Raw genomic sequence first — 14,530 nt, forward strand, 5'->3', positions numbered from 1 at the left:
AGCAAACTTAAGTGCCAAGAAACGGTTCTAAATGTGAATAGATTGGCGTTTTTGGGTTCAGCGTTGACAGGTTCTGTCAGACAAGCGCGCTCGGAAACGGCGGCACGCACGGCCTAAGATCGCGTGATGAACGCATCCACGGCCTCCTCGTTGCCCCGTTACTGGTCCCAGCTCACGACGCGCGATTTCGCGGGGCTCGACGCGGCTTCCACCGTCGCGGTGCTGCCGCTGGGCGCGACCGAGCAACACGGGCCGCACCTGCCGCTGGGCGTGGACACGGTGCTGGCCGACGGCATCGTCGCCGCGTCCTTGCCGCTGCTGCCGGCAGGGTTGCCGGTGCTGTTCCTGCCCACGCAGCAGATCGGCCTGAGCCCGGAGCACGCGCGTTTCGCGGGCACGCTCACGCTGTCGGCGGAGACGCTCATCCGCATGTGGAACGAGATCGGCGCCGGCGTGGCGCGCGCGGGCGTGAAGAAGCTGGTGCTGTTCAATGCGCACGGCGGCCACGTGGGCGCGATGGACATCGTGGCGCGCGAGCTGCGCGCGGCGCACGGGCTCATCGTCTACAGCGTGAGCTGGTTCAACCTGCCGCTGGGCGAGGCCGGCGAGCGCTTCAGCGCGCACGAGCATCGATTCGGCGTGCATGCGGGCGAAATCGAGACTTCGATGATGCTGGCGCTGACGCCCCAGCTGGTGCGCATGGGCGAGGCGCGCGACTTCAGCTCGACGTCGCAGCAGCGCTCAGCCGACTACGCGCTGCTGGGCAACGGCAAGAGCGCCAAGCTGGGCTGGGCGATGGAGGACTACAACGCGCACGGCGCCGCCGGCAACGCGGCCGCGGCCACGCCCGAGAGCGGCCAGGCCGTGATCGATGCGGCCGCGCGGCAACTGGCGCTGCTGCTGGCCGAGGTGTCGCGGCTGCCGTTGAGCACCGCCAACACGGGGCCGCTGCCGTAGCCCCGCGGCTCAGGAAGCGGCGCGCGCCAGCACCCCGGCGAACATGTCCGTATCGACATTGCCGCCGCTCACGCTGATACCCACCGTCCTGCCGCGCCAGCGCTCCTGCTGCTGCAGCGCACCCGCCAGCGCCGCCGCGCCCGCGCCTTCGGCCACGTTGTGCGTGTCGCTGAAAAGGATGCGCATGGCCTCGGCCACTTCGTCGTCGGTGACGGCGATCACGTCGTCGGCTTCGCGCAGGATCACTTCCACCGACTCGGGCACCGGCGTGCGGCAGGCCATGCCGTCGGCCAGCCGCGTGGTCACAGGCGACTCGACCGGCTTGCCGGCGCGGAAGGAATCGCGGTAGGCCGTGGCGTGCGCGGACACCACGCCGATGAGCTTGGTCTTCGCCCCGCAATGCGCGCGCGCCGCGGCCGCGGCGGCAAAGCCGGAACCCAGGCCGATGGGCACGAACATCACGTCCGGTGGCGTGTGCGCCAGTGCGTCGAAGAACTCCACATAGGCCGTGGACACGCCGCGCACCAGTTCGCGGTGGAACGAAGGCACGCGGTGCAGCGCGTCGCGTTCGGCCAGCAGCGCCGCGTGTTCGGCGGCGGCCTGGAAGTCATCGCCATGCTCCACCAGCGTGACGCCGAGTGCGCGCATGGCCGCGTTCTTCTCGAGCGAGTTGCCATGCGGCACCACGATGGTCGCGGCCAGCCCATGGCGGCGCGCGGCGAAGCCGACCGACTGGCCGTGGTTGCCGCGCGTGGCGCTGATGGCGTGGCGCACGCCGGGCTGCTCGCGCGCCAGCGTCTCGAAGTAGGTCAGCCCGCCGCGGATCTTGAATGCCCCGGCCGGCGTGTGGTTCTCGTGCTTGGCCCACACGGTGGCACCCAGGCGCCGGGCGAGCAGCGGCCATGCGTACTGCGGCGTGGGCGGCATGGCCGAGCGCACGGTGCGCTGCGCGGCCTCGATCTCTTCTCGGGTGAATCTCATCGGAGGTCCTTGGCTATTTGCGTTCGGTCAGCGCCACGCGCACCGCCAGCGCGGCCAGCACGCTGCCCATCACATAGCGCTGCGCGCGCAGCCAGCCCGCGCTTTGCGACAACACCGCGGTGATGCTGGCGGCGCCGACGATCATCACGGTGTTGACCGCCGCGCTGGTCGCGATCTGGGCGGCGCCCAACTGCATGCTCTGCAGCAGCACCGAGCCGCGCTCGGGATGGATGAACTGCGGAAAGAACGAGAGATAGAACATCGCCACCTTCGGGTTCAGCAGGTTCGTGAGAAACCCCATGCGGAACAGCCTGGCCGGCGGATCGGCCGGCAGCGCGCGGGCCTCGAAGGGCGCGTTGCCGCCTGGCTTGACGGCCTGCCATGCGAGCCACATCAGGTAGGCCGCGCCGGCGATGCGGATCGCGTCGAATGCGAGCGGCACGGCCAGCAGCAACGCGGTGAGGCCCAGCGCCGCCGCGAACAGGTGCACCAGAAAAGCCGCCAGCACGCCGCCCAGCGAGATGAGTCCGGCCCGGCGCCCCTGGATCAGCGTGCGCGAGACGCAATAGATCATGTTCGGCCCCGGCGTGAGCGCCAGCAGCAGGGAGGCGAGGGCGAACCACGCGATTTCCGTGAGTGTCAGCATGATCGTCAGAGTCCTTTGGATTCGAGCGTGACGGGGCCGCGCGGCGTGTCGAGCAGCGCGACGAGATTGGGCGGGCCGGCATCGACGCGCATGTCCTGCATGCCGATGGCCGACAGGGCCGCCGCGAGGGCGGGTGCGCGCGGGTGCGTGGCCCGCAACGCGCGCATCGCAAGGCCGGACGCCGGCATCGCGTCGGTGGGGTGCACCGGTCCCCACTGGATCAGCGTGGGCAGCGCGCCGTAGAACAGCCGCTGGCCGTCGTCGCGCACGGTGATCTGCCATTCAAGCCGGCCGGCCGGCGTGTCGCGCGAGGCTTCGAGCAACTGGCCGCGGTCGATGTGCGCATGCTCTTCGTGTGCCAGGGCGCGCATGGCCGCATGCGCGTCGGGCACGCGCGCGACGAAATGGATCAGCCGCGGCCCCTGCCGGGCCAAGCCGGCCCGCAGTTCGTGGTCGTCAAGGTCGAACCAGCGGCGCGTGCCCGGCCGCGAGGGCTGCCGCCCGGGCTCGATCGCGATGATTTCCAGGTAGGCGGCCGGGAATGCATCGCTCGCGATATTCAGCAGCCGGTTGTGCGTGCCCATCAGCGGATGGGTGCCGCCCGGGCCCGGCACGACGCCGAGCGTGGCTTCGCACCACGCCACGCCCTCGTCGAGCGAGGCCGCGGCGATCACGAGGTGGTCGAGTCGCGCACGCATGGCGGTCGTCATGCCTACAGCGTGACCTGGCCGTCGATGCAGGTCACGGCGTCGCCGCCGACCCAGATCCGGCCTTCGGCGTCGCGCTCGATGTACACGCGCCCGGCGCGGCCGAGGCACTGGCCTTGCGCCGCGAGATAGCGCTCGGGCATGTGGCCGTCGGCGATCAGCCACTCGGCCAGGCTCGCGTTCAGGCTGCCGGTGACCGGGTCTTCCTGCACGCCGACGGGCTCGGCGAAGGCGCGCACCTCGAGGTCGATCTTCGCGCCGTCGTCGTACTCGGCGGCCGGGCGGTTGCCGAAGGCGCGGGCCTCGCGGTTGGAGCGGCCGATCAGCGGCGAGGTGTCGATGGCCGCGGGAACGCCCGCCACGCCGGCCTTCACGCCGAGTTCCCTGAGCGTGCGGTGGTCGGGCGTGAGCGCCAGCACGGCGTCGGCGTCATTCACCAGCAGGCCGAACCAGACCGGGCCGTTGTCGAGCACCTGCGCCGCAATGATCTGCTGCGCCTTCAGGCCCAGCGCGCCGGCTACCTTGGCCAGCAGCGCGGGGCTGGGCGCGCTGCGCTTGAGCGGAGGCGCGGCAAAGGCCAGGCGTTCGCCCTCGCGGCGCAGCGGCACCAGGCCCGCGCCGCATTGCTGCACCACCATGCCGGGCGCCTTGGGCTTGCCGCCGGCCTGCAGCCATGCATGGCAGCTGCCGATGGTCGGGTGGCCGGCAAAGGGCAGCTCGCCACCGGGCGTGAAGATGCGCACGCGGTAGTCGGCCGTCGGTTCGGTGGGCGGCAGCAGGAAGGTGGTCTCGGACAGGTTGGTCCACTGCGCGAAGCGCTGCATCGCGGCGTCGTCGAGGCCGTCGCCGTCGATCACCACGGCCAGCGGGTTGCCGCGGTAGGCCGTGGCCGTGAAGACGTCGACTTGCTTGAAGGGGCGGGATTTCATCAGTTTCATTCGAGGCTTAGATCGAGCACGCCGCGCGTGCCGGGGCGGGAAAGGAGATCGGCGTACCAGCGCTCCACGTTCGGCCAGCTTGGCCGGCGGTATTCGGCCGCGGGCAGGCCGAACCAGCGGTGCGCCTCGCAGCCGACGGGGATGTCGGCCATGGTGAAGCTGTCGCCGCCGAGATAGGCGCGCTTGGCCAGGTGCGCGTCGAGAATCGCGAACAGCGCCTCGCTCTCGCGCACCGAGGCGTCGATGAGCGCGCTCTGGCGTTCCGACGGCGGCGTGCGCACCCACTGGATGAAGGCGTCGCGGCTCGCGCGGTTGAGCGTGGTCTGCTGCCAGTCCATCCAGCGTTCGGCGTCGAAGCGCGCGGGCAGCTCGCTCGGGTAGAAATTGCCGTGCGAATGCCTGGCGCAGAGGTAGCGCACGATCACGTTCGACTCCCACAGCGTCACGCGCTCGGCGCCTTCGCCGTCGTCGATGGCGGGCACCATGGCATTCGGGTTGATCGCCAGGTATTCGGGCGTCTGCACGATGCCGAACTTGCCGCCGGCCTCGGTGCGCTGGAAGTCGAGCCCGAGTTCCTGCGCGCACCACACCACCTTGCGGACGTTGATCGAGCTGATGCGGCCCCAGATATTGAGCATGGTCGGGTTCTTTCTTTTGCAGGTTCTTCGGCGCTCAGGGCCGCATGATGCGCGCGGTGCCCGAGACGCGGATGGAGCTGCCCGGCACGGGCGAAATGTCGGCGTGCAGGCGCGACAGCATGCCCATGTCTTCGCCCTGCACCACGTCGATGGCGCCGCCGTGCGGCCAGCCGATGTCGCGCAGGTAGCCGGCCAGCGCGGCCGTGGCGGCGCCGGTGGCGGGGTCTTCGTAGACGCCGCCGGACGCGAAAGGGTTGCGCGTGTGCAGCCGCTGCGCGGTCTCGGCAAAGACCAGCACGATGGTCGTGAGCCCGGCGCGGGCCATCAGCGCGCGGCCGGCCTCCAGCTCGTAGTGCATCGCCGAAAGCGCCGCGCGGCTTTTCAGGGCCAGCACCAGATGGTCGGCACCCGCGTGGGTGACGGCCGGCGGGATGCGCGGATCCAGGTCTTGCCGGGCATGGCCGAACAGGGTCAGGGCCTCGGCCACAAGCTCGGGCGACGCCGCGGCGCTGCGCGTGGGCGGCGACTGCAGCGCGGCCTCGACCAGGCTGCCGCTGCGCCGGCCTTCCACCGTGATCCGCGCATTGTTGAGCGCGAGCGGAAACACGCCGTCGCCTTGCCGCATTGCCAGCGCGGCACCCAGCGCGATCGTCGCGTGGCCGCAGAAGGGCACTTCGGACCGAGGCGCGAAGTAGCGCACGCGCCAGCCGCCGTCATCGGCGCGGGCGGCGAACGCGGTTTCCGAAAAGCCGACTTCCGCGGCAATGCGCTGCATCTGCGCCGCGGGCGGCAGCGCATCGGCGATGACGACGCCGGCGGGGTTGCCGCCCGTCTCGCCATCGGAGAAGGCCGCGATCTTCAGAACGTTCATGGCAAGCCCTCTTCAGCGAGGTGAAGGACGATCGAGGAAGAGCAGGCGCACGGCCAGCCCCAGCATCACGGCGGCCAGCAGGCCGCTCTGGAACCGCGCCGCGCCGGGCCGGTCGTGCAGCCAGCGGCCGATCTGCCCGCTGCACGCGCCCAGCAGCGTGTTGAAGGCCAGCGCGGCCATCGACAGCACCACGCCGAGCTGCACCAGCTGCAGCGGCACGCTGCCGCGCGAGGGGTCGACGAACTGCGGCAAAAACACCATGAAGAACAGCAGCGCCTTCGGATTGACGAGGTTGTTCAGCAGCGCCATGCGCACGATGCGGCCGAAGCCGGCAGGCTGCGCCCGCGCGCCGACGCGAAGGCCGCCGCCGCTTCGCAGCGCCTGCACCGCCAGCCACACCAGGTACAGCGCGCCCGCATAACGCAGCACGTTGAACGACGGCGGCCACGCCGCCACCAGCGCGGTGACGCCGGTGGCCGCGAACAGCGTGTGCACCAGGTCGGCCGCCGAGATGCCGACGGCCGCAGCGAACCCGCCGCGCGGACCATGGGCCACGCCGTGCGAGAGCACGAACGCCATGTTCGGGCCCGGCGACAGGAACAGCGCCAGTACCGCGAGCAGGAAGAGCGAGAGCGTCGCGAGGCCGATCAAGGGAGGGCTCCTGGGTTGTGCTTTCAGATCTGCGCGGCTGCGAGCTGTTTGTCGCCGAGCAGCACCAGTTCTTCGCGCAGCGTCTGTGCCAGCGCGGCGATGGCGGTGTCGATCTCTTCCACGCTCGCGGTCACGAACGACAGGCGCAGCGTGCGCGGATCGCCTTCGCCCGCGTAGAACGGCGCGCCCGGCACGAAGGCCACGTTGCGCTCCACCGCCTTGGGCAGCAGCGTCACGGTGTCGACGCCCTCGGGCAGGCGCGCCCACAGGAACATGCCGCCCTTGGGCGCGTTGAACTTCACGTCCAGGCCGGCCATCTCGCGCTTGAGCGCTGCGATCATCGCGTCGCGCTGGCGCTTGTAGAGGGCGCGGATGGTGGGCACGTGGCGGTCCAGGAAGCCGTCCTTCATGACGGCTGAAACCATGCGCTGCGTGAAGATCGGCGTGTGCAGGTCGACCGCCTGCTTGGCCTGCAGCAGCTTCGGGTAGATCGACTTGGGCGCCACCAGGAAGCCCAGGCGCAGGCCGGGAGCCAGCACCTTCGAGAACGAGCCCAGGTAGATCACGCCTTCGAGGTTGCGCGCGGCCAGCGGCAGCGGCGGGGCTTCGTCGAACCAGAGCTCGCCGTAGGGGTTGTCCTCGACGATCGGCAGGTTGGCTTGCGCGGCGGCGGCGGACACGGCGGCGCGGCGCTCCTCGGTCATGGTGCGGCCGGTGGGGTTCTGGAAATTGGGCAGCAGGTAGACGAAGCGCGCGTCCTTGGCCTTGGCCACGAGGTCGTCGACGATCACGCCTTCGTCGTCGCTGGCCACGCCCACCGGGTTCGGCTCCATCGGGCCGAAGGCCTGCAGCGCGCCGAGGTAGGTGGGCGTCTCGACCAGCACCTTGCTGCCCGGATCGATCAGCACCTTGGCGACCAGGTCCAGCCCCTGCTGCGAGCCGGTGGTGATGAGCACCTGCGAGGCGTCGACGTCCCAGGGCAGCATGTCGGCCACGGCCTGGCGCAGCGGCGCGTAGCCTTCGCTGGCGGCGTACTGCAGCGCGGCCTGGCCGTCGTTGTGCAGCACTTCGGCGCAGGCGTCGGCGAACGCCTGGATCGGGAAGGTCTTGGGCGAGGGCAGGCCGCCGGCCAGGCTGATGATGCCGGGGCGCTCGGTGACCTTCAGGATTTCACGCAGCACCGAGGGGTTCATCTTTGCGGCGCGGGCGGCGAGTTTCCAGTTCATGGCTTTCTTCTTTCAGGCGGTGAGGTGAGATTCGAAGGAGAGGGTACGGCGGATCAGCGTCCGTGCGGGCTGGCCTTGCGGGCGGCGGCAGGCGTCATTTTCGGCGCTGCGGCCTGTGCCGGGTTGGTGGCGGGGCTGGCCGGCTGCGACAGCCGCTTGCCCACGACCACGGTGGACACCACCGCGATCGCGAAGCCCAGCGTCACCACGTCGAGCGGCTCGCCCAGCAGCGGGATCGACGCCAGGATCGACAGGAATGGTTGCAGCAGTTGCGTCTGGCTCACACGCAGCGCCCCGCCCAGCGCCAGGCCGCGATACCAGGCGAAGAAGCCGATCCACATCGAGAACATGCCCACGTACACGAAGGCGAGCCAGGCCGAGGTGGCAACGGGCTGCCGCGGCCAGAGCGCCAGCGTGGCCGGCAGCGTGACGGGCAGCGCCATCACGCAGACCCAGCAGATCACGCGCTCGGCGCCCAGCGACGGCGTGACCTGCGCGCCGTAGATGTAGCCGAACGATGCCGCGACGACCGCGCCGACCAGCAGCAGGTCGGCCCACTCGAAGCCGAAGCCGTGCCCCGCCTGGCTGGCGCGCAGTACCGAGAACACCACCACCAGCAGGCTGCCTGCGATGGCGCAGAGCCAGAAACCCAGCCGTGCGCGCTGGTGCAGCACCCGGGCCGCCACGGCCGCGGTGACCAGCGGCAGCAGCGCCGTCACCACCGCCGCATGGCTGGCCGTGACCACGCGCAGCGCGTAGGCCAGCAGCAGCGGAAAGCCGACGGCATTGCCCAGCACCGCGATGCCCAGCGGCCGCCACTGGTGCGGGGCCGGGCGCGGCGAGCGCGTCACCAGCAGGAAGACGGCCGACAGCACGCCGGCCAGCGCCGCGCGCCCGAGCGTGACGAACCAGGGCGACAACTGCGGCGCGTCTTGAGAGCCGGTGGCCAGCCGCGTCATCGGCAGCGTGATGGCGAACATGGCCACGCCGACGACGCCGAGCCACATGCCCAGCGTCTCGTCCTTGATGCCCGGCCTCATACGCTCACCATCCACCAGGCGGTGAGCACCAGCACCAGGCCCATCGCGCGGTTGAACCACAGCAGCCGCGCGCCTTTGGACAACCAGTCGCGCAGCAGGGCACCGACCAGCGCATAGGCGAAGTTGCTGGCGAAGGCGAAGAACAGCATCACCGGCGCCACGATGGCGAAGCGGCGCAGCGCATCGGGCTGCCCGGCGATCCAGCCGGCCACCAGCGTGAGCGCCAGCAGCCAGGCCTTGATGTTGACGAACTGCAGCATCACGCCCTGGCCGAAGCCGACCGACAGCCTGGCGCTGTCGGCGTTGCCGAGCGTCGCGCTGCCGCTGAGCTTCCAGGCCAGCCACAGCAGGTAGCCGATGCCCAGGGCCTTGATGGCCACCCGCAGCGGCGGCACCGCCACCACCAGCGCGCCGATGCCTGCGGCGCACAGCACCAGAAGCAGCGTCCAGCCGACCGGCACCGCGACCACGAAGCGCATCGCGCGCGGCAGGCCGCCGTTGGCCGCCAGGGCGGTCGAGAGCGTGGTGTTGGGACCGGGCGAGAAACTCATCGCCGTGGCCAGCACCAGCAGCGCGGTGAATTCTTGCCAGTTCATGACACACACTCTAAACTTGAGACCATTACAGTTCCAGTACAGATGATCGAACAAACACTGAAACTGTATTGGTCATTCCTTCGGCACAGAGCCCACAAGGCTCTTCTGGAACACGGGCACGCATGCTGACAAGAACCTCCACCCAGTCGCTCACGGGGCAGCTGGCAGACCGGCTGGCCGAACGCATCCGTACCCGGCTGCTGCCGCCCGGCGCGCGGCTGCCCTCCGTGCGCGAATGCGCGCGGCAGCAGGGGGTGAGCCCCTACACGGTCGTCGCCGCGTACGACCAGCTGCTGGCGCAGGGGCTGGTCGAAGCCCGCCGGCAGCGCGGCTTCTACGTGCGCGACGCCGCGCCGGTACAGGAAGGCCGCCTGGCCAATCGCACCCATGGGACCAATGGCACGGATGCCATCGGCATGCCGGCGGCCATCGCCGTGCAGATGATGGCCTCGCGCGTGCCGGCCGACGCCAGCTCGCTGATCCGCAGCATGTTCCACCGGCCCAGCGACAAGCCGCAGCCGGGCATGGGCGTGTTCCCGCCCGACTGGATGTCGTCGACCTTCATGCCCACGGCCGTGCGGCGCATGACCAGCACGGCCGCCCTGCAGGAGCTGTCGCTCCAGTACGGCGAGCCCGCCGGCGACATGAGCCTGCGGCGCAGCCTGTCGCAGAAGCTGGTGGGCATCAACGTGCCGGCCACGCCCGACCAGATCGTGACCACCATCGGCGCCACCCACGCGCTGGACATCGTGAGCCGCACGCTGCTTCGCGCGGGCGACCCGGTGATGGTCGAGGAGCCGGGGTGGGCGCTCGAATTCGCGCGGCTCGAGGCGCTGGGCATGCGCATCCTGCCGGTGCCGCGCCGCGCCGACGGGCCCGATCTGGAGGTGATGGCGCAGTACTGCAAGCTGCACAGCCCCAAGCTGTTCGTGAGCGTGAGCGTGCTGCACAACCCGACCGGCTACAGCCTCACGCCGGGCAGCGCGCACCGCGTGCTCAAGCTGGCCAACGAGCACGACTTCCACATCGTCGAGGACGACACCTACAGCCACCTCGCGCCCGAGCACGCCACCCGGCTCAGCGCGCTCGACGGGCTGCAGCGCACCATCTACGTGAGCGGCTTCGCCAAGATCCTGGCGCCCAACTGGCGCATCGGTTTCCTGGCCGCGCCGCCCGCGCTGAAGGAGCGGCTGCTCGAGACCAAGCTGCTGGCCACGCTGACCTCGCCCACGCTGTTCGAGCGGGCGCTGTCGTGGTGCATCGACCAGGGCCAGCTGCGCCGGCATTCGGAGCGGGTGCGCATCCGCCTCGACGGGGCGCGGGGGCGGGCGGTGAAGCTCGCCATGTCGCACGGCTGCACCTTCGCGTCGGAGCCGGCGGGGCTGTTCGGCTGGGTCGACACCGGCGTGGACACCGACGCGCTCACGCAGCGCATGCTCGACCAGGGCTACCTGCTGGCGCCGGGCTCGCTGTTCCATGCGCGCCGGCCGCCGAGCACCATGATGCGCATCAACTTCGCGACCTCGCAGGACGCCACTTTCTGGAAGGTTTTCAGCAAGGTCCGCGACGAACTCTGACAGCAGGTAAATCCCCGCGCCGGCCGGGCCGGACGGCAAGGGCTTGGAGTAAGCTGGGAACACAAGAAAACCCTCCCAGGAGACCTTCCGCATGAGCAACGCCAGCAAGCCCTTCGACTTCAGCCAGTTCGTCCCCGGATTCGACTTCCTGAAGAACCTCGCCGGCGGTGCCGCGGCGGGTGCCGGTGCCGGTTCGGTGCCTGGGATTCCGAGCCTCGCGAGCTGGGTCGCGCCCACCCTGAGCGTGGAAGAAGTCGACAAGCGCATCCAGGAACTCAAGACGGTCCAGTACTGGCTCGAGCAGAACGGCCATGCGCTCAAGGCCACCATCCAGGCGCTCGAGGTGCAGAAGATGACGCTGTCGACGCTGCGCGGCATGAACGTGCGCATGGAAGACATCGCCAGCGCGTTCACCAAGCAGGCCGCGGCCATGGCCCCGGCGCCCGCGGCTGCAGCCCCGGCAGCCCCAGCGGAGCCGGAGCCCGAGGAGGTCGAGGAAGAAGACGAGCTGCCCGAGGAAGAGGAAGCGCCGGCGCCGCAGAAGACGAAGACGCGCGCACGTCCGGCCGGCGAGGGCGCCGGCGTGGTCGATCCCATGCAGTGGTGGGGCTCGCTCACCGAGCAGTTCCAGCAGATCGCCAGCTCGGCGCTGCAGGACGCCGCGCAGCTGAAGGTGCCGGCCATGGCCCAGCCGCTGGCCGACGCGGTCGGCAAGGCGATGGGCGGCAAGCCGGCGGCAACCAAGGCCCGCAAGCCCGTTGCCGCGGCAAAGAAGGCGGCGGCTCCGGCCGCCAGGAAAAAGACGTCGACCGCCGCGCGCAAGCGAACCTCCAGCCGGCGCTGACGTCATACCCATACATTTTTTGGAAAGAACGGGTTGGCACGCATCATGAAACTGTTTCCCTCCGGTCATGCCACCCACCCGCAATGGCGCATGGCGGCCGGCCTCGTGCTGGCCCAGTTGCGCGCACAGATGGCATTGCCCGACTACGCGCCGTCGCCGACGCTCGGGCTGCTCTACATCACCGACCACTACGCCGCCGAGGCGCAGGACATCCTCGACCACCTGAGCGCCGAACTGCCCGAGGTGACCGACTGGTCGGGCACCGTCGGCATCGGCGTGGCGGCCAACAACGCCGAATACTTCGACGAGCCCGGCATGACGCTGATGCTCTGCGCGCTGCCGAGCGACCAGTACCGCGTGTTCTCCGGCGTCGCGCCGCTGGGCAACTCCGAAATGAGCGGCTTCGAGGCCCACACCGCGCTGGTGCACGCCGACCCGGCCACGCCCGACCTGACCGAGCTGATCGCCGAGATGGCGGGCCGCACCGACACCGGCTACCTGTTCGGCGGGCTCTCGTCGGGCCGTGGCGGCGCGCTTCAGTTCGCGGTCGGCGGCAACGGCAACATCCGCGGCCATGGGGCGGCGGGCGGTGTGTTCTCGGGCGGCCTGTCGGGCGTGGTGTTCGGCGACGGCGTGCGGCTGGTGTCGCGCGTCACGCAGGGCTGCCAGCCGCTGCGCTCGGGCGCGGTGCGCGAGCGCGAGATCACCGAAGCCGACGGCAACCTGCTGCTCAGGCTCGACGGCGAACCCGCCCTGGACGTGCTGCTGGCCGACCTGCAGGTGTCGCTGGAGAGGCCGCAGGAAGCCATCGACGCCGTGCGCAACACGCTGGTCGGGCTGGCCGACGCGGGCAGCGACGGCATCCGCCGCACCGGCGACCTGGGCGCCGACGTGCTGGTGCGCCACATCATCGGGCTCGACCCGACGCGGCGCGGCATCGCGATTGCCGACACGGCCGAAGCCGGCATGCGGCTGACCTTCTGCCGCCGCAATGCGCAGGCGGCGCGGGCCGACCTGATGCGCATCTGCGCCGAGATCCGCGAAGAGCTGGAGCCCGAAGAGCAGACGCTGGCCACCGCGCGCGCCGTGGCTGCCGGCGAGGCCGAGGCGGCGCCGCATCCGGCGCGGCGCATCGCGGGTGCGGTGTACGTGAGCTGTTCCGGGCGTGGCGGCCCGCATTTCGGCGCGCCGGGCGCCGAGTTGCAGATCGTGCGGCACGCGCTGGGCGACGTGCCCCTGGTCGGCTTCTTCGCCGCCGGGGAGATCGCGCGGCACCACCTGTATGGCTATACCGGGGTGTTGACGGTGTTCACGTCCAACGACTGAACACCTTTCAGTCGCGGATCACGCCGGCTGCAGCATGCGTGGCTGCGGCGCCGGCATCCCCGTGAACGCGAAATCCACCTCCGGCGCCAGCCCGCTCACGATGCGCGCGATCGACTTGCCGGAGCCGCAGGCATGCGTCCAGCCGAGCGTGCCGTGGCCGGTGTTGAGGAACAGGTTCGCAAGCTTCGTCTTGCCGATCAGCGGCACGTTGCTTGGCGTGGCGGGGCGCAGGCCGGTCCAGAACTGCGCCTGCGTGGTGTCGCCGGCGCCGGGGAACAGCTCTTCGACGCGGCGCACGATGGCTTCGCAGCGCACGCGGTTCAGGTCGCGGTCGTAGCCGTTGAGCTCGGCCGTGCCGGCGATGCGCAGGCGGTCGCCGGATTCCGAGGTGTAGCGCGAGAACACGAGCTTGAATTCGTCGTCGGTCAGCGAGACCTGATGCGCTTTGGAGGCGTCTTTGACGGGCAGCGTGACCGAATAGCCCTTGGCCGGATAGATCGGCAGGCGGATGCCCAGCGGCGCCGCGAGCAGCGGGCTCAGCGAGCCCATCGCCATCACGAAGGCGTCGCCGCGAATGCGCTGGAAGCGGCCTTCGGCATCGGTGACCTCCACGTGGTCGATGCTGCCGCCGGCCTCGCGCAGGGCGGTGACGGTGTGGCTCATCAGGAATTTCACGCCGGCTTCGGCTGCGAGCCGGGAGAGTTCGCGCGCGAAGCGGTTGGCATCGCCGGATTCGTCCTCGGCCGTGTAGGTGGCACCGGCCAGCTTGGGGCGGATGTGGGCGAGGGCGGGCTCGATCCTCACGGCCTCATCGGCCGAGATGACCTGGCGCTCGCAGCCCAGGGCGCGCATCTGCTCGGCGGGCGCGAGGGCGCCGTCGAATTCCTTCTGCGTCGTATAGAAGTGCAGGATGCCCTGGGTGCGCTGGTCGTAGGCGATGCCGGTGTCGCGGCGCAACTGTTGCAACATCGAGCGGCTGTATGTGCCAAGACGCACGATCTGCTCGATGTTGTGGCGGGTGCGCGCCTGCGTGCATTCGCGCAGGAACTGCAGGCCCCACAGCCACTGGCGCATGTCGGCGCGGATGCGGAACAGCAGCGGGGCGTCTTCCTTGCCCAGCCACTGCAGCACCTTGAGCGGCGCGCTGGGGTTGGCCCAGGGTTCGGCATGGCTGACGGAAATCTGCCCGCCATTGGCGAAGCTGGTTTCGGCGGCCGGGGTGGCCTGCCGGTCGATCACGGTCACTTCGTGGCCGAGTTGCTGGAGGTAGTAAGCCGAGGTCACGCCGAGCAGGCCGGCGCCAAGAACGATCACGCGCATTTCAAGTACCTTTGAGGTGCTGCGCTTGAACGGCGGGCGAGGGTGAATACTATTGAATTAATAGCAAGCAACCGGACGACCGCTGTCCAAGTTGCCGCTCCCCCTGTCCTCGGTACCTGAGAGATTCACCCCGCTGCGCTCGCAGAGGGTTTGCTCCTTCGGTGCATCGCGACCATGTTGAAAGGGTGCGATGGCTCTCCAGACGGCGTTTC

At 70.1% G+C, this 14,530-nt stretch carries 15 protein-coding genes and 1 riboswitch; of the genes, 4 read left to right on the forward strand and 11 right to left on the reverse strand.

All coding sequences use genetic code 11. The features are described from left to right. The first annotated feature begins 126 nt into the window (after positions 1-126). Entirely contained in the window at positions 127-957 is an 831-nt protein-coding gene (locus tag QRN67_RS21385) for a creatininase family protein (RefSeq protein ID WP_285413469.1), read from the forward strand. Positions 958-966: 9 nt separating this feature from the next. Here QRN67_RS21385 and QRN67_RS21390 read toward each other — a convergent pair whose 3' ends face one another. Genes QRN67_RS21390 through QRN67_RS21435 form a run of 10 tightly spaced genes read right to left on the reverse strand, consistent with a single transcriptional unit; the run spans position 967 to position 9,251 of the window. Then, positions 967-1,938 (reverse strand): threonine dehydratase, encoded by a 972-nt coding sequence (locus QRN67_RS21390; protein WP_285413470.1) that lies wholly within the window; start codon positions 1,936-1,938, stop codon positions 967-969. A gap of 13 nt (positions 1,939-1,951) precedes the next feature. Further along, positions 1,952-2,584, reverse strand: coding sequence for a LysE family translocator (locus QRN67_RS21395; RefSeq protein ID WP_081268321.1), 633 nt, complete (start codon positions 2,582-2,584; stop codon positions 1,952-1,954). 5 nt (positions 2,585-2,589) lie between these two features. After that, entirely contained in the window at positions 2,590-3,282 is a 693-nt protein-coding gene (locus QRN67_RS21400) for a VOC family protein (protein WP_285413615.1), read from the reverse strand. A gap of 14 nt (positions 3,283-3,296) precedes the next feature. Continuing rightward, positions 3,297-4,220, reverse strand: coding sequence for a PhzF family phenazine biosynthesis protein (locus tag QRN67_RS21405; RefSeq protein WP_172839856.1), 924 nt, complete (start codon positions 4,218-4,220; stop codon positions 3,297-3,299). 5 nt (positions 4,221-4,225) lie between these two features. Beyond that, the gene (locus tag QRN67_RS21410) at positions 4,226-4,867 is read right to left on the reverse strand and encodes a glutathione S-transferase family protein (protein ID WP_285413471.1); all 642 of its coding nucleotides are present in this window, start codon (positions 4,865-4,867) and stop codon (positions 4,226-4,228) included. Positions 4,868-4,901: 34 nt separating this feature from the next. After that, on the reverse strand, positions 4,902-5,738 hold the full coding sequence (locus tag QRN67_RS21415; RefSeq protein WP_285413472.1) for a PhzF family phenazine biosynthesis protein: 837 nt from the start codon (positions 5,736-5,738) through the stop codon (positions 4,902-4,904). A 12-nt stretch (positions 5,739-5,750) separates the two neighbouring features. Then, positions 5,751-6,389, reverse strand: coding sequence for a LysE family translocator (locus QRN67_RS21420; protein WP_285413474.1), 639 nt, complete (start codon positions 6,387-6,389; stop codon positions 5,751-5,753). A 23-nt stretch (positions 6,390-6,412) separates the two neighbouring features. Next, a complete protein-coding gene (locus tag QRN67_RS21425; protein WP_285413475.1) occupies positions 6,413-7,615 on the reverse strand; it encodes an aminotransferase-like domain-containing protein in 1,203 nt (400 codons plus the stop codon). A gap of 53 nt (positions 7,616-7,668) precedes the next feature. Beyond that, positions 7,669-8,655 (reverse strand): DMT family transporter, encoded by a 987-nt coding sequence (locus tag QRN67_RS21430; RefSeq protein ID WP_285413477.1) that lies wholly within the window; start codon positions 8,653-8,655, stop codon positions 7,669-7,671. After that, positions 8,652-9,251, reverse strand: a complete 600-nt coding sequence (locus tag QRN67_RS21435) for a LysE family translocator (protein ID WP_081268328.1) — start codon at positions 9,249-9,251, stop codon at positions 8,652-8,654. The genes QRN67_RS21430 and QRN67_RS21435 overlap by 4 nt, the downstream gene beginning before the upstream one ends. 122 nt (positions 9,252-9,373) lie before the next feature. Between QRN67_RS21435 and QRN67_RS21440 the strand changes: the two genes are divergently transcribed. From QRN67_RS21440 to QRN67_RS21450, 3 genes are all read left to right on the forward strand, one after another. Next, positions 9,374-10,828, forward strand: a complete 1,455-nt coding sequence (locus QRN67_RS21440) for an aminotransferase-like domain-containing protein (protein ID WP_285413479.1) — start codon at positions 9,374-9,376, stop codon at positions 10,826-10,828. Between the two features lie 91 nt (positions 10,829-10,919). Beyond that, positions 10,920-11,672, forward strand: a complete 753-nt coding sequence (locus QRN67_RS21445) for a PhaM family polyhydroxyalkanoate granule multifunctional regulatory protein (RefSeq protein ID WP_285413480.1) — start codon at positions 10,920-10,922, stop codon at positions 11,670-11,672. Positions 11,673-11,717: 45 nt separating this feature from the next. Continuing rightward, positions 11,718-12,998, forward strand: coding sequence for an FIST signal transduction protein (locus QRN67_RS21450; protein WP_285413482.1), 1,281 nt, complete (start codon positions 11,718-11,720; stop codon positions 12,996-12,998). Positions 12,999-13,016: 18 nt separating this feature from the next. Here QRN67_RS21450 and QRN67_RS21455 read toward each other — a convergent pair whose 3' ends face one another. Further along, positions 13,017-14,318, reverse strand: a complete 1,302-nt coding sequence (locus QRN67_RS21455; RefSeq protein WP_285413483.1) for a D-amino acid dehydrogenase — start codon at positions 14,316-14,318, stop codon at positions 13,017-13,019. A gap of 93 nt (positions 14,319-14,411) precedes the next feature. Then, positions 14,412-14,530: riboswitch (glycine riboswitch) on the reverse strand.

Source organism: Variovorax sp. efr-133-TYG-130 (assembly GCF_030208835.1).
Lineage (GTDB): Bacteria > Pseudomonadota > Gammaproteobacteria > Burkholderiales > Burkholderiaceae_C > Variovorax.